At 62.2% G+C, this 22,301-nt stretch carries 16 protein-coding genes; 4 read left to right on the top strand and 12 right to left on the bottom strand.

The window, feature by feature from the left end; translation table 11 throughout:
* Window positions 1–70: 70 nt before the first annotated feature.
* Window positions 71–3,514 (bottom strand): ABC transporter substrate binding protein, encoded by a 3,444-nt coding sequence (locus GD606_RS12425; RefSeq protein WP_163300305.1) that lies wholly within the window; start codon window positions 3,512–3,514, stop codon window positions 71–73.
* 260 nt (window positions 3,515–3,774) lie between these two features.
* Complete coding sequence (locus tag GD606_RS12420) at window positions 3,775–6,720, bottom strand: PAS domain S-box protein (RefSeq protein ID WP_163300304.1); 2,946 nt, start codon at window positions 6,718–6,720, stop codon at window positions 3,775–3,777.
* A gap of 12 nt (window positions 6,721–6,732) precedes the next feature.
* Between GD606_RS12420 and GD606_RS12415 the strand changes: the two genes are divergently transcribed.
* The 3 genes from GD606_RS12415 to GD606_RS12405 all read left to right on the top strand — a co-directional run bounded on the left by GD606_RS12415 (window position 6,733) and on the right by GD606_RS12405 (window position 9,539).
* Window positions 6,733–7,089, top strand: coding sequence for a hypothetical protein (locus tag GD606_RS12415; protein ID WP_163300303.1), 357 nt, complete (start codon window positions 6,733–6,735; stop codon window positions 7,087–7,089).
* A gap of 596 nt (window positions 7,090–7,685) precedes the next feature.
* Window positions 7,686–9,161: an aldehyde dehydrogenase family protein gene (locus GD606_RS12410; RefSeq protein WP_163300302.1), complete on the top strand. Its 1,476-nt coding sequence runs from the start codon at window positions 7,686–7,688 to the stop codon at window positions 9,159–9,161.
* 171 nt (window positions 9,162–9,332) lie between these two features.
* Entirely contained in the window at window positions 9,333–9,539 is a 207-nt protein-coding gene (locus tag GD606_RS12405) for a hypothetical protein (RefSeq protein ID WP_163300301.1), read from the top strand.
* Between the two features lie 12 nt (window positions 9,540–9,551).
* On the opposite strand, the gene GD606_RS12400 is transcribed toward GD606_RS12405, so the two are convergent.
* From GD606_RS12400 to GD606_RS12355, 10 genes are all read right to left on the bottom strand, one after another.
* On the bottom strand, window positions 9,552–10,049 hold the full coding sequence (locus GD606_RS12400; protein ID WP_211922055.1) for a pyridoxamine 5'-phosphate oxidase family protein: 498 nt from the start codon (window positions 10,047–10,049) through the stop codon (window positions 9,552–9,554).
* 117 nt (window positions 10,050–10,166) lie between these two features.
* Window positions 10,167–10,790: a gamma-glutamylcyclotransferase family protein gene (locus tag GD606_RS12395; RefSeq protein WP_163300300.1), complete on the bottom strand. Its 624-nt coding sequence runs from the start codon at window positions 10,788–10,790 to the stop codon at window positions 10,167–10,169.
* Window positions 10,791–10,909: 119 nt separating this feature from the next.
* Window positions 10,910–12,298, bottom strand: coding sequence for a Fe-only nitrogenase subunit beta (gene anfK, locus GD606_RS12390; protein WP_163300299.1), 1,389 nt, complete (start codon window positions 12,296–12,298; stop codon window positions 10,910–10,912).
* Between the two features lie 101 nt (window positions 12,299–12,399).
* Window positions 12,400–12,750 carry a Fe-only nitrogenase subunit delta gene (anfG, locus tag GD606_RS12385; protein WP_163300298.1) on the bottom strand — a complete coding sequence of 117 codons (351 nt, stop codon included), beginning with the start codon at window positions 12,748–12,750 and terminating at the stop codon, window positions 12,400–12,402.
* A 13-nt stretch (window positions 12,751–12,763) separates the two neighbouring features.
* Window positions 12,764–14,332, bottom strand: a complete 1,569-nt coding sequence (anfD, locus tag GD606_RS12380) for a nitrogenase iron-iron protein, alpha chain (protein WP_163300297.1) — start codon at window positions 14,330–14,332, stop codon at window positions 12,764–12,766.
* Window positions 14,333–14,345: 13 nt separating this feature from the next.
* Window positions 14,346–14,717, bottom strand: a complete 372-nt coding sequence (locus GD606_RS12375) for a P-II family nitrogen regulator (RefSeq protein WP_163300296.1) — start codon at window positions 14,715–14,717, stop codon at window positions 14,346–14,348.
* A gap of 13 nt (window positions 14,718–14,730) precedes the next feature.
* On the bottom strand, window positions 14,731–15,048 hold the full coding sequence (locus tag GD606_RS12370; protein WP_163300295.1) for a P-II family nitrogen regulator: 318 nt from the start codon (window positions 15,046–15,048) through the stop codon (window positions 14,731–14,733).
* 26 nt (window positions 15,049–15,074) lie between these two features.
* The gene (gene nifH, locus GD606_RS12365; protein ID WP_163300294.1) at window positions 15,075–15,899 is read right to left on the bottom strand and encodes a nitrogenase iron protein; all 825 of its coding nucleotides are present in this window, start codon (window positions 15,897–15,899) and stop codon (window positions 15,075–15,077) included.
* Between the two features lie 532 nt (window positions 15,900–16,431).
* On the bottom strand, window positions 16,432–18,084 hold the full coding sequence (locus tag GD606_RS12360) for a sigma-54-dependent Fis family transcriptional regulator (protein WP_211922054.1): 1,653 nt from the start codon (window positions 18,082–18,084) through the stop codon (window positions 16,432–16,434).
* Window positions 18,085–18,657: 573 nt separating this feature from the next.
* Window positions 18,658–19,458 carry a DUF169 domain-containing protein gene (locus GD606_RS12355; protein ID WP_163300293.1) on the bottom strand — a complete coding sequence of 267 codons (801 nt, stop codon included), beginning with the start codon at window positions 19,456–19,458 and terminating at the stop codon, window positions 18,658–18,660.
* 572 nt (window positions 19,459–20,030) lie between these two features.
* Here GD606_RS12355 and GD606_RS12350 point away from each other — a divergent pair.
* Window positions 20,031–22,289, top strand: coding sequence for a methyl-accepting chemotaxis protein (locus GD606_RS12350; RefSeq protein WP_163300292.1), 2,259 nt, complete (start codon window positions 20,031–20,033; stop codon window positions 22,287–22,289).
* Window positions 22,290–22,301 lie beyond the last annotated feature (12 nt).

The following is a 22,301-nucleotide window of genomic DNA, read 5'->3' as shown; positions in this document are numbered from 1 at the left end:
CCCCTGCCGCCAGACGCGTTGCGCCGCAGCGATCGGCGGGCGTGTCCTTTTCCATGCCGTTCCGGCCGTTTCAAGCGGCGTCGCCTGTGGAGGTCGGCCTGAGGCCGCCGCCCGCGCACGCCGAGAGAACCCGCTCTATCGCCCGCAACAGGGCGTCGCGTTCCATCGGTTTGGCCACGTAATCGTCCATTCCGGCCTCAAGAAGTTTTTTCTTGTCCCCCTCCATGGCATAGGCCGTCAGGGCGATGATGGGGATGGCGGCCTTGTCCGCCCCGGCCTCGCCGCTTCGGATTCGTCTGGTGGCCTCGACGCCGTCCATGACCGGCATCTGCACGTCCATGAGGATCAGGTCGATCTCCTTCTCCCGCAGAAGGGCGATGGCCTCCTGGCCGTTTTGGGCCGTATCGATGAGGTATCCTTCCTTTCTGAGCTGCCAGGAGGCGGCAAGGGCGCTCACCTTTTCATCCTCGGCCAGCAGAATCCGTTTCGCCCTGCGCCCGGGGAGGGCATGTTCCTGTTTCATCCCGTCCGGTTCGCCTGTTGTCGGCGCCGTCAGGAAGGGAATTGAGACATAAAAGGTGGTTCCTGCCCCGGGCTCGCTTTCAACGGTGATCGATCCCCCCATGTGCTCGACGATGCGTTTGACGATGGAAAGGCCGAGGCCGGCCCCCTGGTGTGAGCGTGTGAATCCCTGGCTGGCCTGGACAAACGGCTCGAAGAGCTTCGAAAGCAGACTGTCGTCCATCCCGCACCCCGTGTCGGCCACCGTGAACAGCACCCAGGTCTTTCCGGGATGGCGCGGCGGCAGGGGGCTGGCGTCGAGGACGATGCTCCCGGACCGGGTGAATTTGAAGGCGTTCCCCACCAGGTTGGTCAGGATTTGCTGTATGCGGATGCTGTCGCCGCACACCATTTGGGGCAGCGCCTCATGCATCACGGGCCGGAGGCGCACGCCGGTCTGGATCGAGACCGGTTCCTGCAGGGCGATGAAATCCTGCAACAGTTTTTTGAGGTCAAACGGCTCGGTCTGGATCTGCATCTTGCCTGCCTCGACCCTGGACAGATCCAGAATGTCGGAGAGCAGCCGGGTCAATCTCTTGCTTGATTCTATGGCCATCTCGACGAATTGGACGTGTTCTTTTTCAAGATCCGCCTCACGTAGAATCTGCAGCATGCCCATGATGCCGTTGAGCGGAGTCCTGATTTCATGGCTCATGTTCGCCAGGAATTCGGATTTCGCCTGGTTGGCGAGTTCGGCCCGCTCTTTTGCTGACAGCAGCTCCCGTTCGATGACTTTCCGTTCATGGATATCCTGGATGGTGCCGATGACGCAGGCATTTCCGCCCGCCGTGTCCCTTCCGACACACCGCAGGTATATCCACTTCCGCTTGCCGGATCTTGTGGTGATCTCACATTCCAATTCGCCAAATCCGCCATTTGAGAGCACCGAGGTGAGCATTGTCTTGATATCGGAACGGTATTCCGGCGAATAAAAGGTGAGTCCTTCCGAGAGGCATGGCTTGTAATCCAAAGGCATTTCCAGGATCCGGTTGACCTCGTCAGACCAGTAGAGGTAGTCGGTTTCAATGTTGGCCTTCCAACCGCCACCCCGCGCAATGCGTTGCGTTTCCAGCAAAAAAAGTTCGCTTTGGGCCAAGGCCTTTTCAGCCTGCTTTCTTTCGGTGATCTCCGAGGCGATGGTTCCTGTTCCCAGGAGGCGGCCATCCTGGGCATAGACAGGGAATTTTTTCGTCAGAAAGGTGCGTACCGACCCATCCGGCCCCTGCGTGCCTTCCTCGATGGTCAGACATTGCCCCTGAGGCAGGGACAGCGCCTTGCGGTCATTTTCGATATACGCCTCGATTTGTTCCAAAGAGGAGAGCGTGGCGAACATCTCCATGTCGGTTTTGCCCGCGACATCCGAAAGCGAATGGCCCGTCAGCACGGTATAGGCCTTGTTGATCATGACATACCGAAGCTGTACGTCTTTGAAGACGACGATGTGTTCCGCGTTGTCCAGAAGCTCCAAAAAGATGCACCGGGTTTCGTCGAGTCTGCGGCGATCCGTCACATCGTGGACAAAGCCGAGGAAACGGTCTTCGGATAACCGTGTCGCCGAGACTGCCCAGTATCGAACCTCGCCGTCTTTGCGTTGATACAGAAGTTCGCCTGTTGCAATCCCCTCGTTCTGCAACCGCTGGAAATGCAAAAGCCCTTCGGACTGCCCCTTTGTCGGCAGGAGGTCGTGCAGGCTTTTGGCGAGCAACTCGGACCTTTCGTATCCGGTGAGTCGGCAGGCCTCGGGATTGACATCCACATAGCGGCCGTGGACATCCGCAATGAAGATGCCCTCCGGAGCGGTATCCACGTACATGCGGTATCTCGCCTCGCTGGCGGCCAGGGCCTTTTCCGCCCGGCTTCTCCCGACAAGGGCCATGGAAAGGCACGCAATGCATGCCGCCATGACCAGGACAAGCGCCGAGCCAGCCCAGATGTACGGCTTGTACGTGGTGTAAAACGAGAGGGGCATGTTGAGCACGATGGCCCGATCAGGGAGGTCGCGGACATCCAGGCCGAAACGTTGCATGAGGGCGAAGTCGAACATGGGAATGTTCGGACTGTCCATGACGACCGGGATCAGGTCCGCCGGAGTCCCTTGCAGGACGAGAAGGGCCAACTCCCCCGCCTTCTTGCCCTGGGCCAGGCCGTTGACCGCAACGCCGCCCAAGGCCCCCTGGCCCATGTCGAAATCCCAGAAGGAAAAAACCGGGCAACGGGACGCGCTGGATAAAAGGGCGATGCTTTGCGCCAGGGGGATATCGGAGCCGTCGTCGGCACGTAGATTGTCCATCCGAAAGACGAGGGCATCCTGAGGCAGGCTGTTCAGGGCGTCGGCGACGGTGTCAGCAGGGACGTCCACAAATTCCGTGATGCGGACGGGTCGTGAGAAAAGCGGGATGATCTTGTGGAAATTGTCCAGATTCACGACCCCGACCCCGGTGGTTCCTGCGACCACGGCGATTTCCGATGTCCCGGGGAACAACCGCAACGCAAGATTCACCGTTCCGGCGACGTCCACGGCCTCGTTGACCCCGGTGACATTGGCTTGTCCGGCGATCATTTCCGGAGTGAAGTTGTTGACGCCGCAGAAAACGACCGGAAGATTCGAACCAATGGATGGTCTGAGCCGTAAGAGGAACTCGAACGCCGCATTGTCGGCGGCGATGGCCAGTTCGAAATGGATATTGGCGTATTTTACCGCCAAAAAACGTTTAAACTCCGTCTGATAGTCTTCCCCGTGGTGACGTCGGACGTCCAGGGTCTCAACGTGCATCTGCACCTGTGCGTCACCAAGTGCGCCGCTTATGCCTTCTAGAATCGCAGATGACCAGTTCTCCCTGAAATCATAAGATAAAAGCACCAGGATGTTTTTGGTGGCGGGCGAGTCTGCCCATGCGGGATGGGGGCAGAGGATGAGAAGCACGAGAATCGCAACCAGGCCGATATTTTTCAACCGCGCCCCCTTCCGGGTGGATAGATTCCTTCAACAGTAGCATTTGAGTCTGTCCCTGTGCAAGCAATTCAGGGATTCGTACAGTCTCTTGGTGCAAATAGTTTTCGCTTTATGGGCGAAACAGAAGGGGGGTGCGGCATGAGGATAGAGGCATTGTCGATACAATGGTATTGCCTGGGCTTGATGAGAAAAGGAAAAGTTCGTGCAGTGGAGGGCCAGTATCGGGGAGCGGGCTTTCGCGCCGCAATCCGTACCTGGCGTCACCGACGCGATGCGCTTTTCGGCAGAGACATCACCCGGGCGATGGCCGCCTCCACATCGGCGTGGTCGACGGGCTTGGCGACGTAGTCGTTCATCCCTGCGGCAAGAAACTTCTCCCGGTCGCCCGCCATGGCGAAGGCCGTCATGGCGATGATCGGGATATCCGCCTTGGCCGCGCCCGCCCCGGCGTCCCGGATCAGCCTGGTGGCGGCCACGCCGTCCATGGTCGGCATCTGCACGTCCATCAGGACAAGGTCGAAATCCATCTTCCGCACGGCCTCCACGGCCTCTGCGCCGTCATGCGCCGCGTGCGTGCGATGTCCCTTTTTCCCCAATTGCCTGGAGACCGCCAAAAGGCTCACCATGTCGTCCTCGGCGATCAATATCCGCAAGGCCCTCGGCGCTGGCGCGCCGTCCCCCAGGCGGGCCTGCCGTCCGTCCGCCGCGCCCGGGGACGGCAGCGCAAAGGGGATGGCGATGAAAAAGGTCGTGCCCGCCCCCGGCGTGCTTTCGACGGCAATGTTTCCGCCCATGAGCTCCACGATCCGCTTGACGATGGAAAGGCCGAGTCCGGCCCCCTGATGGCGGCGCGTGAACCCCTGGCTGGCCTGGACGAACGGTTCGAAGAGCTTCGAAAGCAGACTGTCGTCCATGCCGCACCCGGTGTCGGCGACGCTAAAAAGAACCTGGGCCTCCCCGGGACGGCGCGGCGGCAGGGGACAGGCCTCCAGGGCAATGCTGCCCGACGTCGTGAACTTGAAGGCGTTGCCGACCAGATTGGTCAGGACTTGCTGCAACCGGATGCTGTCGCCCAGGACGGCCTTGGGCAGCCCGGGAAACGCCGTACACTGGAATCGCACCCCGGTCTGGAGCGAAACCGGTTCGTGAAGTGCGGCGAGCTGCTTCACCACGCTGTCGAGATCGACAACCTCGACCTGCATCTGCATCTTGCCGGCCTCCACCCGGGACAGGTCCAGGATGTCGGACAAAAGCCGCGTCAGCCGTTTGCTCGAGTCCATGGCCAGGCTGATGAACTGGGTCTGCTCCTCATCAAGCGTCGTGTCCGTGAGAAGCTGGAGCATCCCCAGGATGCCGTTTAAAGGGGTTCTGATTTCATGGCTCATGTTGGCCAGGAATTCGGATTTGGCCTTGCTGGCGGCCTCGGCCGCCTCCTTTGCCTGCACCAGTTGGTCATGGGCCTTCTTGATCTCGGTCAGGTCCACGTCGATGCAGTACATCTCCTTGTGCCCGGATGCGGTCTCCTGCATGACATGGGAGGAGTAGACCTGGATCAGCGTGCCGTCTTTGCGCAGCAGGTGCAGCTCTCCGGCCGGGATGGACACCCCGTTGTCCAGCCAGTCCTGGATGTTGCGGATGACCCCCTCACGCATGGGGGCGGGTATGATCAGGTCTTCCAGGCGCCGCCCCAGGGCCTCGGCCTCGGCATATCCGTAGAGGCGCTGGCTGGCCCTGTTCCAGTAGATGACCCGGCGGTCCCGGTCGTATCCCTGCACGGCGACCATCTCCATGTCGCCCAGGAGGTTCCGGAACCGTTGTTCGCTGCGCGCCAGGGCCTCTTCAGCCTGCTTTCGCCCGGTGATGTCCTGGTTCGCGCCGATGGTCTTGACCGGCCGACCGGCCTCGTCCCGGATGAGGCGGAAGCGGACCACGATGTGCCGGAGCGCGCCGTCGCGCCGGATGATGCGGTGCTCCACCTGCCCCTCGTAGCCGGGCGCATCCGCCGCGAGGATCTTGCGAACCTCGTCGGCGATCATCCAGGCGTCCTCGGGATGGACGAATTCCCTGGCGTAGGTCTGGGCGGGCATGAGCGGCCCCCCCTCGCGTTCGGCCGTCGTCCCGTACAGGGCATAGAACCGGTCGTCGAAGGTGAAGGTGTTTGTCGCGATGTCCATTTCCCAGGGGGCCATGTCCGTCAGATCCATGACCAGGGACAGCCTGGCCTGGTTTTCCTCGAGCGCAGCCCGGCTGCGGGCCATGTCGCTTTGTGTCCGCCTGAGTTCGCTTATGTCCTCGGCAAAGGCGATCTCGAATTCCTGGTCCTCGAATTCCAGATAGTTGCTGGTGATAAGGACCGGGATGTCCCTGCCGCTGCGGGAGCGGTGGATGGTTTCGAACCGGAGGGTCTGGGTGTTCCTGTACGGTTTGAAGTGGTTCCGGCGCGAGCCCATAGGGAAGACCGGGTCCACATCCGCGATGTTCATGGCCAGCAACTCGTCCCGGGAGTATTCCAGGCGCTGGCAGGTGATGTCGTTGACGTACAGAAGACGCCCATCCGGGGCTATCCAGAAGATGCCCAGGGCTGCCGTGTCCATGGAGGCCTGGGTGAGTTTGAGGGTGCGCTCCATCCGCTTGCGCTCGGTGACGTCCCGCAGGAAGGCGACAAGTCGCCCGCCGTCGTGATCCAGATGGAAGGAGCTGACCTCGGCGTCGACGAAGCCGCCGTCCTTGCGCTGCAGGACGGTCTCGAAAAGCCTGCCTCCGTTCGTCGCTCTCTGCGTGATGCGGCGGATCACGTCCGACTCCGAGGCCGTGACGTCGATGTCCCAGAGGCCCTTGCCGATCAACTCCCGAATGCTGAAGCCGAGCATGTCCGCCAAGGCGTTGTTGGCCCGCACGATCCGGCCGTGCATGTCGCTGGCCAGAAACCCGTCGAAGGCCGCCGTCAGGATCGAATCGGCCTCGGTGAACGCGCCGTTTATGGCGTCGGGAATGCGTTCGGGCGCACCGGGCGGTTCGGGCAGTTTGGCCGGTTTTGGAGGATGCCTGCGGGAGGTCTTTCTGGGCCCGGGAGGGGATTGCCAGGGTTCGGGCGAGGGAGGCGCCTGGCGAAGTTCCTGGATGGTCCGTCGGGCCTCCGTCAGTTCCGACAACAGCCGTCGCCTCTCGGCGAGAAGTTGCTCACGGGTCATATCCCTGTCTGGCATGGTGTCCTCGGCATGTCGTGCCTCGTTGGCCGTGATATCGGCGCATCGTCCGCGTTGTGCCTGCCTCCCCGCGCGGTTGGCCGTCTGGTCCGCCCCTTCCCGGCATCCGTCGCCACGGCGGAGGATGCCAAGGCGTTTTTGCAGGAAAGGTTTAAGGGTCGCCAGTCTTCGCTCCGGCGCGGCATCATTCATGTATTTCAGCTTGCGCTGCACGCCGCAGGTTATGGCGATGGATCAATGGCCATGCATTGGCATGCACCTGCAGATGGGTGTGCCCAAGAAACAGTCCATATGCATGATGTATGGTTTCGACTCGCAATTCAAGCAAAAATTGTTAACAAATTTTACAATGGGAGCAGGAGAAAGTAAATTCTTTGATCATTCGCCAGTATACAAGAAAACTCCGGCCGAAGCCAGAGTTTTCCTCAAGCCCGCACATCGTGCGACTGGCAGAGGGCCGTATCGACGAAGACGCCATCGTGGAGTTTGCGGGCGTGGCCTTGAGTTGTGCCGCCGCAGGGATGCGTATTCCGACAGGCGGGTCTGGCCATTGGGGATAATTTCAGTGGCGTGAGGCAGGCAGGGACGCTTGCCGGGGCAACGGATTTGTTTTGACGGCTTCGAAGGGCTGCCTCATCCCTGCGCCTGATGCGACGGCGCGGGGTTGCTGGCGCTCGGGATTGGTGTTGCGAAGATGGACTTCCAAAAATACCGAAGCGCCGTGTTGACCTGCCGGTTACGTTATGCTTAAAAAAACATAAGAATCTGTGCGAGCGGCACTCCCTCCGCACATATCCCGGCATGGCGGCCGGAGTCCGCGAAACCGGGAGAAGGGGCCTGGCCATTTCGGTTTTGGGCCATCTTTTCTCCGACCCATGGGAAATCGGGAGGGTCGTTGTGCCACCACAAAAGGCGTTGCCGGTCTGTTTTTCGTCTTGTTTCGGGATACCCCAAGGAGGTTCCTCATGAAACCGCGTATCGACGATCACTATGCCTTGTTTATTGACGGAAAGTGGATGGAAAGCGAGGGAGGCGGTACGTTTACGACCACCAACCCGGCAAACGGCGAGCCCCTGGCCACCTGCGTGGACGCCAGCGCCGCAGATGTGGACAAGGCCGTGGCCGCCGCCGGGAAGGCCTTTGCGAGCTGGAAAAAGACCAGCCCCCAGGAACGTTCAGCCCTGCTCCTGCGCATCGCGGATTTGATCGACGACAACGCCGAACACCTAGCCATGGTGGAGACGCTCGACAACGGCAAGCCCATCCGGGAGACCATGGCCATTGACGTACCCCTGTCCTCGGACCACTTCCGCTACTTCGCCGCCGCCATCCGCACCGAGGAAGGCCACGCGGCCATGATCGACGACCAGACCCTGAGCATCATCCTGCGCGAGCCCCTGGGCGTGGTGGGCCAGATCATCCCCTGGAACTTCCCGCTGCTTATGGCCGCCTGGAAGCTCTCCCCCGCCCTGGCCGCCGGGGACTGCGTGGTCATCAAACCCTCCAGCGAAACACCCCTGTCGCTTTTGGAGCTGGCCAAGCTCATGGCCACGGTCCTGCCTCCGGGCGTGGTCAACGTGATCACCGGCCGGGGCTCGGTGTCCGGCAACGCCATGCTGGCCCATCCCGGCTTTGCCAAACTGGCCTTCACCGGCTCCACCGAGGTCGGCTACACCGTGGCCTCAGCCGCCGCCAAACGGCTCATTCCCTCCACGCTCGAGCTCGGCGGCAAGTCGGCCAACATCATCTTCCCCGACGCCCAGTTCGACAAGGCCCTGGAGGGCATCCAACTGGGCATCCTCTTCAACCAGGGCCAGGTATGCTGCGCCGGGTCGCGGATATTCATTCACGAGGACGTGTACGATTCGTACGTGGCTGCGGCCACGGCGGCCTTTTCCCGCATCAAGGTGGGGCTGCCCTGGGAGAAGGACACAGTCATGGGCACGCAGATCAACCGCCACCAGTTGGAGAAGATCCTGGCCTACGTGGAGGTCGGCCAGGAGGAGGGGGCCAAGGTGGCCGTGGGCGGCAAGCGCATGGCCGACGCGCCCCTGGACAAGGGCAGCTTCATGCAGCCCACGCTCCTTGTGGACGTGAAAAACTCCATGCGCGTGGCCCGGGAGGAAATCTTCGGGCCGGTGGCCTGCTGCATCAAGTTTCGGGATGAGGCCGAGGTCATCGCCATGGCCAACGACAACGACTACGGCCTGGGCGGCGCGGTGTGGACGAAGGACGTCAACCGGGCCATGCGTGTGGCCCGGGGCGTGGCCACGGGGCGGATGTGGGTGAACACCTACAACATCCTGCCCGCGCATGCGCCGTTTGGCGGATACAAGAAGTCGGGCGTCGGCCGGGAGAACCACCACATGATGCTCGACCACTACACCCAGTACAAGAACATCTTCATGAGCCTGTCCGAGTCCAAGCTCGGGCTGTACTAGATCGGACAAAGGGGTTCATCCGGAACGACGCCACGGCCAAAGATTCGCCATGGGATTCCAAAGGGCGAAGCCCTTTGGCCTCCGGAGGACTCCCTCCGACCCAACCCCAACCCCGAACATGCAAGGCGCGGCGGCCCTTGGGCCGCCGCGCACATGATGGAGGCGCGTCGTATGGACCCGATCACCCGGGACACCCTGGTGGAGAAGATCATGGATATGCCCGGGGCCATATCCTACTGCGTGAAAAACGGGGTGTCGCTTTTCACCTGTTCCGGCGGCTATCCGTGCAGCCTGGGCCGCCTCCTGGCCGACCGGGGCGTGCCCGATCCGGACGGCTTCATCGCCGACTTAAACGTCTATCTCGGGGGCCGGTCGTAAGCGGCCTTTCGGTTACGACAGGCCGTGGGTCTTGCCCTTGACGGACGTGATCTCGATTTTGACCACGGTCGTGCCGCCGAGCTTGGTTTTCGGGAATACGAAGCTGCGGGCGCTGAACCGGGCCACGATCAGGTTCAGGGCCGCGATCTTTTCCGTCTCGTCCTCGAGAAAGACCGCCGTGCCCAGGCCGATGGCCGTGCGGTGCCGGGCCTCGAAGTCGCAGGGCGCGTCGTCGTCGATGATCCCCTGGAAATCCAGGATCTCGAAGCAGACCACGGGGTTTTTCTTCATGATCCCGATCTTGGTTCCGGCCCGGGCGCTGTGGAAGTAGAGACACTGCCCGTCGTAGGCGTAGAAAAGCGGGACCACGAAGGGGACGTTGTCCTGGCAAAGGCCCAGGTGCATGACCCGGCCGTTGCGGATGATGTCGTCGATGGCGGCGCGGTCGGTGATTTCCCGGTCCTTGCGGCGCATGGGACCGTGGGGATGGGTGGTAGTTGGATGAGGCATGTGAGGCTCCTTGTGCTCCGGCATCTCGTGTTCTTCGGGCCAGTGTATGGCCAAAATCCGGGAACCGGAAGGCCCGCTTTTTTCCTCTCCAGGGACAGCGCCCAGCCCGGCCGGAGTTCAGTCCTCGTCGAACGGGTCATCCTGCCCGCATCCGGCGCAGGACATGATGGTGAAGGCACCCATCAACCTCCCTGGAACCGGTACCGCGTAGTCGGCCTTGCGGGCCTCCAGGCGGGTGAGCCGGTCCACGTAAAGCGGCGGCAGGTTCCGTTCCAGCGCCCCGGAGACGATGCATTCCAGGTATTCCCGACTTGGCTTTCGCGGTTCTCCGAGCACGTCAAGCTTGAAGATGAGGACTTCGTGCCCGTCGCCGTGGGTGTCGTAGACCATGGTCGGGAAATGGAAATGGCTGCCTGTGCCGTCCAGTCGCACCCCCTGGCAGGAATCCAGGGCGTCGGCCTCCGTGGACGATAGAACCAGGACCACGCCGTAGACGTCCTGTTCCGGGTCGGAGACCACGGTTTCGAGTCCCCCGTCCCAGGTGCGGGAATGGCCGTGGAAGGTCAGGCGGTGTCCGGGGAGCTTGGCCGTAAACGTGCGCGTGGGGCGAACGCCCCGGGCTTGGAGCTGGGCGCTGTTCATGTTGGAGCCGTAGACGAAATACAGCATCGCCCCCGAAGGCTCGGAATTTTCGCCACGCCTTTCGGTCGGAGTTTGGGTCAGGGTGAGCAGGCGGGTCATGGTCTAGGCTCCTTGTGCGGGGAGGGGTTTTTCCCATCCGCCCTGGCGCCCCGTCCCCAGGCGCGGGGGAGGGAACGGGGCTGACGGCGGCCAATGCGCCATGTGCGGTCAGGTGGCGATCACCACATGTTGAGAATCCATTCCTTGTTCTTTTTGTATTCCATGTCCGTGAAGAGCACGTTGGCCATCTGTTCGGCCAGCCACACGGCCCCGGCGTAGCCCACCACCGGGTGGCGGTACATGCCCGCCCGGTCGTAGGTGGGAAAGCCCACGCGGAACATGGGAATGCCGTAGTCGATGGAGATGAAGCGGCCCTTGGAGTGTCCGAGGATGAGGTCGAGCTTTAAGCCCTTGTTTTTGATGCGGTCTTCGAGCTCCCAGAAGTCCGCGTTGGTGACGATCTCCATGTCCCAGTCCACGTGTTCCTGAAGGGCCTTGATGCGCGGGTCTTTGGCGTAGTTGGTATTGTCATCGCCAAGCAGCACCACCATGGGCTTCATCTCCAGGTCGATGCAAAACTCCGTCAGTCCGATGGTTAGGTCCGGATTGCCGTAGATGGCCACCCGCTTGTCCGCGAAAAACATGTGCGTCAGGTCGGTCAGGGCGTCGATGGCGACACCGCGCTCGCGCACCAGGGACTGCGGGATGGGTTTGCCGGTAAGCTTTCTCACGTTGGCCAGGAACGTGTCCGTGTTGCGGATGCCGATGGGAGTCGGTCCAATGATGGTCGGGATATCGAATTCCTGCGAAAGATACGCGGCCGCCTTGCCGCCCTCGTAGCGGTTGAGCGCCAGGGTTCCCACGGCGTCAGCCGCGCCGCGCAGGTCCTCGATGGTTGTGGACCCGTGGGAGACGTGGTTGCCCTCGGGCATAAGCGGCGAATCGAAGCTCTCGATCTCGAAAAGCACCGTGGCCTCCACGTCCATTTCTTTCAGCAGATGCTTGAGCGCCGTGACGTCGCCGGGGTTCACCCAGCCGGTGAAGAGGTTGAGCTTGTTGCTTGGCTCGGTCTTTTGGGCGAAGTGCATGATGATGTCGCGCATGGCGATGTCGTAGCCAGTGACCATGCTGCCCACGAAGCTCGGGGTGTGGATGGGGATGAGATGCACCTCGCGGTCGGCGTATTTTTCCTTGAGCAGCCCGGTGTTTAACTTGGTGACCACGCCGTCGATGTCGTCGCCGATGACCTCGGTGGAGCAGGTGGAGATAATCGGCACCACCTTGACGTGGGGGTAGCGCATGAGAAGCACGTCCACGGCCTGCTCCACCCGCGTGCAGGCTCCGAAGACCGCCCCGTCCTCATGCACCGAGGATGAGGCCAGTTCGAAGCTTTCCTTGAAGTGCTGGGAGAAGAGCAGCCGCACGAACATGACGCATCCCTGGCCGCCATGCACGATGCCGGTGCAGTCGGTGATCCCGATGCTGACGAACTGCGCCCCGGCAGGCTGGCAGGTGAAGATGGGGTTGATGATGCCGGGCCGCGATCTTTCCATGAGTTCGCAAGTCATAGACGTTTCCTTTTGTCGCGCCGCGTCCCCGCCCCATGGCGGGGGGGACGCGGACGATGCGTTGGCGTTTTTTGTTTTTGTGCGACGTGGCGTCGTTGCGGTTAATAGTGCTGGTCTGTGAGTTCCTTGTTGAGCGAGCCAGTGATGGTCAGATAGTCCAGCCGATCGTGTAGACCCTGCATGATATCCGCAATGTCGTCCCTGGAAAGCCCGCCAAGCCAGCCGTAGCGTTCCCGGAAGGCCTCGGCCAGAAGCACCGCGTCCACCCAGTAGCAACGATCCGCCGGGGTCTCCAAGGTCACCTTCTCGTCGCATAGGAGCTGTTTGGTCTTGGTCAGAATGTTCTCGTTTTGGTCCTTGCGGTCCCAGGCCCGGGAGTGGAACTGCCACAGGCACTTCTTCATGATATAGTCCAGGAGTTGCTCGATACGTTCGGTGCGCAGGTCGTCCATGCCGCGTTCCTCCCTACGCCGCCGTCGACGGGGCTGGCGTTTTTTCCATGTAGGGGTACGTCTTTCCCATGTAATTGGGCAGGCAGTCGTAGTCGCCGGAGTAGGGACGCATCGTTGCGGAGTTACGGATCTCGTCCGGAAGATTGACATCGGAGAGCATGCGCCGGGTGACGAATCCCTTGTCCGCCGGAATCTCGTCCTTGCTGATGTCGAGCTTGGCCAGTTCGTGAATGGGTGAATAGATGGCGTTATAGATGTCGCGGGCAAACCGCACCCATCCTTCCCAGCCCTTCCAGGGGCCGTTGTGGTAGGCGTGGGCGTTTAGGTACGGCACGCGGATTTTCTTGGCCACTTCGCCCGGCCGCTTGCCCGTGAAGATGATGTCGGGTTTGAGCATGTCCATGGCCTCAAGGCCTTCCAGTTCGTTGGGATCGTCGATGGCCAGGGCCCCTTGCTCACAGCGCGAGATGCCCTTTTCCATGTCTCCCTGGTGCCCGAACTTGGTGTAGACCGAGACCACGTTGAGCTTCATCTCGTCGTGGATGACATGCGCCCAGTGCCACAGCTTGGAGCCGCCGGGCCACAGGCAGACTTTTTTACCTTCGAGCCTGGCCGCATACCAGTCCAGCTCCGGCTTCCAGCGGGCCGTCTCCTCATCGATGATGGCCTTGGCCCGATCCTCGATGCCAAAAAAAAGCGCCACCTTGCGAAGCGAGGCCCCAAGCGGCCCGAACCCAAACCCGTCGATGTCCAGGCGCGGGATGCCGTAGCGCTTCCTGAGTTCATTGCAGATGTACTCCGCCGAACGGGCGCATTCCAGGACATTGAGGTGGGCCCGGTGCATGCCGCGCAGGTCGTCGTAGGAGCCGTTGCCGGTGAAGGTGGACAGCACCTGGATGCCCATGCGCTTGAAGTAGTCGTCCATGATCGGCTGGTCGCCCTGGATGTTGTATTCGCCTACGTAGTTGATCACGTAGTCGCTTTTGATCTCGGGCTCGAAGGTGCCGACTTTTTGGTTGATCCAGGCGATGTTGATCTTGTGGTGGCCGCCGGACTGGCTGGGGCCTCCGAAGCCCGGAGAGTTGCACACGAAGACGTCCACCTCGGGCAGCTCGTCCATGACCTCCTGGGCGATGGCGCTTATGTCGTCGCCGATCAGCGCCGAGGCGCAGGTCTGATAGATGGTCATGCGCTTGATGTGGGGCATGGCCTTGAAGGCGTCGAGCATGGTCTGCTTTAAGAGCTTTTCCGCCCCGAACACGATGTGCTTTTCCTTCATGTCCGTGGCGAAGGTGTACTTGATCTGGAAGTTGTCGTTGTCGCTGATGTAGCGTTTGGTCTGCCAAGTGTCGTAGGTGCAGCCCACGGGGCCGTGGCTTAGGTGGATCACGTCCTTCATGGGCGTGCCGATGACGTGCTTGGCCCCGCAGTAGGCGCAGCCGCGTTCGGAGATGGAGCCGGGGATGGTGTTTAGATATCCCAGCGGCAGGGCGTCGGCCAGGGTCTCGCCGAGGCCTTTTATGACGGCGTGCTGCTTGCGTTCCGGAATGCATTCGCTGCACTTGAACAGATGATGTGGCATGCTCAGACTCGCTTTAGAGTATGGCGCTTTCGCCGGTTTCGTCGGTTCTGACCCGCAAGGCGTCGTCCACCGGACTGATGAATATCTTGCCGTCGCCGATCTGGGCGGTCTGGTTGACGGCGATGATGGTCCTCACCACCTCGTCCGCGTTTGCGTCAGGGACGACAAGGGTCAGCATGCGTTTGGGGATGTACTTCATGCCGCCGCTGCGGCCCTGGGCCAGGAGGTGCTCGGGAATCTCGCAGCCGATCTCGGCCGCGATGCCGCGCTGATGCCCCCGACCAAGGACGGCCATGGCCATGAAGCTGGGAAATCCCAGGGCGTCCAGGGCCTCCTTGGTGGCCCCCACCTTTTTGGGACGGATGATGGCGATGATCTCTTTCATGGCCGCGTCCTCCTTACAGGCCCATCTGGCCGGTGCGCACGGTGAAGGCGGCTTCCACGGGGGTGACGAATACCTTGCCGTCGCCGAAATTGCCGGTACACGCGGAATCCTTGATTATCTTTAAGATCGGCTCCACGCTGTCGTCGGCCACGACCATCATCAGCATCACCTTGGGCAGTTCATCGTAGTGCATGGTCCCCACGGTCAGGCCTTTCTGTTTGCCGCGCCCGAAGGCGCTTAACTTGGTCATGGTGTAGAACCCGGCCTCGGCCAGGGCGTCCGCGACCGTATCCGACGCCTCCGGGCGAACGATGGCCCTGATCATTTTCATATGGCGGCTCCTTATGGTTCCGGTGGTTAGTCGGCGATGCCGTACTTGACGACCATGGCTTCCAATTCGTCCATGGTCATGGGCTTGGGGATCACAAAGTGTTTGTTTTCAATGATCTTGCGGCCAAGTTCGCTGTATTCCTGGGCCTGATTTTCCGTGGAGTCATATTCGGTGACGGTCTTCTTGTTGAATTCGGCCTTCTGCACGATGTTGTCGCGGGGCACAAAGTGGATCATATGGGTGCCGATGGCCGCCGTGAACTCCTCGAGAAACTCCCGCTCCTGGTCCACCTTGCGGCTGTTGCAGATGACGCCGCCCAGGCGCACGCCGCTTTGTTTGGCGAACTTGACCAGGCCCTTGCAGATGTTGTTGGCGGCATAAATGGCCATCATCTCGCCCGAGGCCACGATGTAGACCTCCTGGGCCTTGCCGTCGCGAATCGGCATGGCGAAGCCGCCGCACACCACGTCGCCCAGGACGTCGAAGAATACGAAGTCCAGATCGTCGGTGTAGGCCCCGTTGGCCTCCATGAGATCGATAGCCGTGATTACGCCGCGTCCGGCGCAGCCCACGCCCGGTTCCGGCCCGCCCGACTCCACGCACCGGATTCCCTTGAATCCGGTCTTGATCACCTTCTCGTTGGTGACCTTTTCCGCCCCTTGCTCGCGCAGGACGTCCATGAGCGTTTCCTGGGGCTTGCCGCCCAGGATCAGACGGGTGGAGTCGGCCTTGGGGTCGCAGCCGTGAATGAAAATCTTCTTGTCGTGAAAATGGGCCAGGGCGGCGGCCGTGTTCTGGGTGGTGGTGGACTTGCCGATGCCGCCCTTGCCATAGATGGCGATCTTGCGCATGGTCTGGCTCCTTGATGAAGATGGCGGATCCGGAATGGACCGCGTCTGGAGGGGTGCAGAGCCAGAAGCATGCCAAGGATTGAAGCGTCATGATGCAACGTTGGACATCTTTTCGGCTTATATAAGGATGTGCTGAAGGAAAAATACAGCACAATCACTTGCAATGACAAATGAGTGATGCGCATGTGGCGTGCGATATGACCTCGGCGTACTCTTTTTATGGAGAAAGTACCTTTGCGTTCATTCTCACGATGTGGAGGAAGCAAGGCATGAATTATGATGGTTCCGGAAAGTGCGTTTTGGCCGCGAACCGTTCCGGCCGGAACCATCCGCGCAGTACGGGCCCGGGCAGGGCCAAGGCGCAGCGGGATGAGGCGGCCGGGTGCGACGGCGCCAGGAGGGGAACGGGCTTGGGCGGCCGGGGTAGCCGCCTTGCGGCCCGGATGGACAAAAGGGGGCGGCCCTGGAAGATGCTGCAGGGAGCGCACCCCGGGTGATGGAACGGAAGCGTACGAAACGGGGCGGCGGGGTGTTATGAAAGCCGACGGGATGCGGCCGGGGGTTCGGCCCGGCGGAAGTCGCGGTAGTCCAGGCGGTATTTTTTCATGCGCAGGCCCATGGTGCGCCGGGTGAGCCCCAGTTCCCGGGCGGCCTCGGTGGTGTTGCCCCGGTGCAGGCGCAAGGCCTCGACCAGCATCTCGTATTCGATGGCCGCCAGCTTGGCCTCCAGGCCGCTTTGGATGTCTGTTCCGGAAAAGACCGGGGATTGCAGGGACATGGGCAGGTTGTAGCCGTGGATGGCGTCGTCCTCGGTCAGGATCACGGCCCGGTGGATGACGTTTTCAAGCTCGCGCACGTTGCCCGGCCAGTGGTAGGTCATGAGCATGTTCAGGGCCGGGGTGGTGATGCGGCTGATGGGCTTGCCGTTTTCCCCGGCGTAGCGGGCGGTGAAGTGCTCGGCCAGGGTGATGATGTCGCTGCCCCGGTCACGAAGCGGCGGGACCATGATCGGGAAGACGTTGAGCCGGAAGTAGAGATCCTGGCGGAAGGTCCCGGCCGCGACCATGGCGGCCAGGTCCTTGTTGGTGGCGGCCACGATGCGGATGTCGACGGTGATGGTCCTGTTGCCGCCCACCCGCTCGAAGGAGCGCTCCTGAAGCACGCGCAGAAGCTTGGCCTGCACGGCTAGGGACAACTCCCCCACCTCGTCCAGGAAGATCGTGCCGCCGTCGGCCTCCTCGAAGCGGCCCTTGCGCGACTGGGTGGCCCCGGTGAACGAGCCTTTTTCATGGCCGAACAACTCGCTCTCGAGGATGCTCTCGGGCAGGGCGGCGCAGTTGAACCTGATAAGCGGCCCCGAGGCGCACTGGCCGCCGAAGTGGATGGCGTCGGCCAGACGTTCCTTGCCCACGCCGCTTTCTCCCAATAGCAGCACTGTGGTCCGGGTCCGGGCCACCTTGCGCAGCAGGGAATAGACCTCCAGCATGGGCTTGGACGAGCCGATGACCCCCGGGGGGGCGTAGGGCGGACGCACCCCGCCAGGCACGGCCATGTGTCGGCGGCGGGCCCGCTCCTGATCCGCGCTCTCCACCAGATACAGCTCCACGGCCTGGGCCAGCATGTAGGACACCACCACCAGGGCGTCCACGTGCTTTTCCAGGAGCTTGGGATTTTCGTAGGCCCGGACGGCGCTGATGCTGCCCAGGACCTTTTTGCCGCGCAGAATCGGCACGCAGACGAAGGACCGGTCCAGGTCGGCGGCGCGGGTCAGGCTGCCGGTGCGATTGAGAAACGACGGCTCGTCGCTTATGCGCGGCACGACCATGGGTCTGGCCGACTCCACCACTTGGCCGGTGATGCCCTCGCCCGGAAAGTAGACGCCCCGGGCCTGTTCGTCCTCGGTCAGCCCCATGCTTTTGTGGATGAATATCCGCCCCGCCTCCCGGTCGTGCAGGTTGATCATGGCCCGCTCCACGGCCATGTCGGATTTCATATAACCAAGCAGGGTCTCCAGGGCCAACGAGAGGTCGTTTTGCTCGGAGATGGCCTGTCCCATGGCCGACAACAGGGGGACGATCCTGCCCCGGCACACCCCGGCCAGGCATTCGCGGACTTTGGGGTCGCTTCGCATGTAGATGCCGTCGGGACAGTCTTTCAGGCAGGGCTCGTCTGACTCATGAATCATGTCACGTCATCTCCTGGGGCCAACAAAATGCTGCCGCCAGCCCGGGTATCCGGATTGATAAGGCAATTCGCATGCCAGAGGCGGCGTTGCGCCTCCCGGCCACGGTGCGCCGCGGCTACGCGGGGGGAAAGCTGCATACCGGTGCGGCCGGGCCGCCGGAAATTTGTACGGAAACGTACGTCAGGCACAATTCTGTAGGGGGACGCTGCAACGTGGGAAGAGCATTTTACGAGCCCGGGCCAGGGCAGGCCTGGGGGGGGCGCTCTCCCCCAAGCTCCGGTATCGCAAAAAAGGAAGACTTCGCTTCGAGGTTCGAGGGGGAATTTGGCTGCACGCCCAACCCATGCATTGGGCATGTTCTGGCTTGCTCAATCCCGGACAAAAATGCGTTTCTCCCAGCATGCCTTCCCTTTCGCGCCAGAGCGCGGCAACGCTTTCGACGACCCCGCGACGGGCACACCATATGCGTTTGCCACGCTCCCCGCGACCGCCCCGTTTTCCTTCACGCCGCAGCCATTGCCTGCGGAGCGGCCCCTCGCGCAGGGGCCGACCGAGACGGAACAGTGCTGGCCGTTAGGCCTGGGCCTCCTCCGCGCCAGCCTTCTTGAAGGTGATCAACGGACAGTTCTTGCAGATGTCCGCGCCGGGGAACGGCTGTCCCGGACGGGTGATGGATGCGCCGCCTTGATCGTCGACCCGTTTCTTCAACCGCTCCATGACCAGGACAAGCTGCTCGCCGGGGATGGCCACGTTGATTTCGCCGCGTTCGGTCTTTCCGGCGTTGTAGCTGCCGCTGCAGGCCAGGAAGATGTTCATGGAGGCGGTGTTGTAGGCCTGGACGTTGCCGCCGCAGGCCGCCGAGTTCATGGTCATGGAGGGCTTGAGGGGATGCACGTTCATCGCCGACATCCAGTCCACGGCCAGGTGGTAGGCCTGCATGTTGTCGCAGTAAAAATGCACGACATGCGGCGGGGCGAAGGCGTCGGCCAAGGGCGAGACCACGACGGCGACAAGCTTGCCTTCCGGCAAGCGGGGTTTGGATCTGACGAAGGCCTCGGCCTGATCCATGTCGCGCACGTATTTCATGTGGCTTTTGATCTCGGCCTCGTCCAGGCCCTTCCAGCCGAAGACGAACTTGGCGTTGGCGCACCCCAGGCGGTCCTTTTCCATGAGCACCGTCAACCCCTCCATGCGGGCGCCGATCTCCGCCTGACAGAACGTCAGGGCCTTTCCCGGCACATAGTGGGGAACGTCGCGCTTGAAGCGGTCGAGTGCCTCCTGCTCGAAGATGTACCTGATGGCGACCGGATAATGCATAAGCCGCAGGTGATGCATGAAGTATTCCTGCATCTGACGGAACAGTTCGGTGCTCATGTGATGAGACCTCCAGGTAAGAGGTGAAACCGCAAGGACCATGGACAGCACATAATAGGCAAGCGCCTTGATGCGCCTGGGCTCGGGGCCCCGGCGCCGGGCGGGTGGCGTCGATGCGGACGAGCGGGTCATCTTGGCCGTCATGCGTATGTTAAAAAAAACATAGCTATGACCTCGGAGCTGGTCAAGCAGAGCGGCCGCCAAGGGGCGCGGGTCCGCTCCCCGCCGGAGTTTTATGTGAAAAAAAAACACAGAACAGTGCGGTAGATCCCAGGCGGCAGGAAACGGGCACGAGGCCGGGATCTCGGCCGCACGGGGAGGCTTTGGGAAATTTTATCATTATATAGAAAAAGGACAATGTGAAAATGCGTACATGAAGGGCTGGCGTTTACGAGGCAGGGCTGGGGAGGGCCGCCCCTGGAACGTGTGCGGATCGGACTCTTTCCCGCTTCCGTCCGGGAAAATCGGCCGCGAATACGCCCGCCACGGTTGCTTTCCTTTCAACGTCGCGCCATACTGAATAAAATCAAACCTTCGAGGCAATCCCCCCCCGGGGGGGTGCGGATACCACCATGAGACTGCACGCCCTGTTCGCCGCCCTGACCATGAAGGCCAAACTCATCGCCATGGTCGCTGTCGCGGCCGTTTTGCCCGTGGTCATGGCCGTGGGAACCGCCGTGGTCACGGATACCACGGTGGCGAAGACCATGACCGAGGAACTGGAGAACATGATCAGGGACAACCTCTCCCAGATCGCCCGGGACGTGTACGGCCTGGCCCGTTCCACCAACTATTTCCTGGAGGACGAGGTCCGGGAAAGCGCCGTGGTGGCTGCGGAATACGTCGCCACCCTGGGAGGGTTCAGCCTGGGCGTGGAAAAGTCGGTCTGGGAGGTGGCCCCCGAGGAGTCTTCCCAGTCCAAGGTTCGCCTGGAACTTCCCGAACTCCTGGCCGGCGGGGCCTGGGTCGGACAGAACACCAGCAAGGACGAGCACTCGCTGGTGGTGGACGACGTCAAAAGGCTCACGGGCGAGGAATGCACGATCTACCAGCGCATGAACGCGGACGGCGACATGCTGCGGGTGGCCAGCTCGATCATCCGTCCCGACGGCCTCCGTTCCGGCGTGGGGGTGTACATCCCGGCCAAAAACGCCTCCGAGGGGATGTCCTCCCTGATCGCAACCGTTCTCAAGGGGGAGACCTTCCGCGGCAAGGTGTACGTCCAGGGGATGGACTACATGGTCGAATACGCGCCCATCCGCGATTTCCGGGGCGACATCATCGGCATGATGGGGGTGGGGCTGGCCGTGGAGGAGATGAAGAGCCTGCGCCGGGCCGTCATGGAAACCAAGGTGGGCAAGACGGGCTACGTCTGGGTTCTGGGCGGCAAGGGCCGGGACCGGGGGCGTTACCTGATCTCCAAGGATGGGGCGCAGGATGGCCAGAGCGTCTGGGACGCCCGGGACGCGGAGGGCCGGTATTTCGTGCACGGCATGGTGGAGCGGGTCATGGCCGCGCCCCCCGGCGAGGTGGTCTTCGCCCATTACCTCTGGCAGAACCCCGGCGATTCCGCGCCACGGCGCAAGGTGGCCGCCCTGGTCTACTACGCGCCCTGGGACTGGGTCATCGGGGCCAGCATGTACGAGGATGATTATTTCGGGGTCCGGGAGAAGATCCTGTCCTCCCTGGGGGCCTTTCGGACCTCGCTTATCGGCGGCGGCGTCCTGGTCCTGGCGGTGATCATCCCCCTGGCCGTGTACACGGGCACGCGTTTGACCCGGCCCATCGAGACCATCACCGCCATTTCCCAGAAGATCGCCGCAGGCGACCTGCACGGCGCCGACGCTGATTTCAAGGAATTCACGCAGGACTGCCTGGGCAAGACGGTGGAGGAGATCGACGACCCGGGGGCCGAACTCCCCGCTTCCGAGACCGGCCGCCTCATCTTTTCCATCCGGCGCATGACCAGGAACCTGACCTCCCTGGTGCGCCAGGTCAGGGAATCCGGCATCCAGGTGACGGCCTCGGCCACACAGATCGCGGCCTCGGCCAAGGAGGTGGAGGCCACGGTGACCGAACAGGCCGCCTCCACCAGCGAGGTCAACGCCGTCAGCTCCCAGATATCCTCCACGTCCGTGGAACTGGTGGGCACGCTTCAGGATGTCGGGCGATCCGTGGCCGAGGCCGGGGCCATGGCCGGGCAGGGCCGCGAGGGGCTGGCGGGCATGGAAGGGGCCATGCGTCATCTGATGGACTCCACGGCCTTCGTCTCCTCCAAGCTGGCGGTCATAAGCGACAAGGCCAACACCATCGGCGCGGTGGTCACGGCCATCAACAAGGTGGCCGACCAGACCAACCTCCTTTCCTTAAACGCCGCCATCGAGGCCGAGAAGGCCGGGGAGTACGGCCGGGGCTTCTCCGTAGTGGCCCGGGAGATCCGCCGTCTGGCCGACCAGACCGCGGCGGCCGCCCTGGACATCGAGGGCATGGTCGGCCAGATGCAGTCCGCCGTGTCCGCCGAGGTCATGGAGATGGACAAGTTCTCCGAGGAGGTCCGGCGCGGCGTGATGGAGGTGGCGGCCATCAGCGCCCGCTTCGGGGAGATCATCGCCGGGGTCCAGGCCCTTTCGCCGCGCTTCGCGACGGTGGAGGAGGGCATGCGCACCCAAAGCCTGGGCGCGGGCCAGATCAGCGAGGCCATGGGGCAGCTTACGGTGGCTGCGGGCCAGACCAAGGATTCGATCATGGAATTCAACCATGCGGCCAAACGTCTTAACGAGGCCGTGCAGGGCCTGCAGGGCGAGGTCTCGAAATTCAGGCTCGAGGCCTGATCGCCTTCGGAT

It is taken from the genome of Desulfolutivibrio sulfodismutans DSM 3696, from assembly GCF_013376455.1.
Taxonomy (GTDB): Bacteria; Desulfobacterota; Desulfovibrionia; order Desulfovibrionales; family Desulfovibrionaceae; genus Desulfolutivibrio; species Desulfolutivibrio sulfodismutans.
This window is presented reverse-complemented; position numbering and strand designations above follow the sequence as displayed.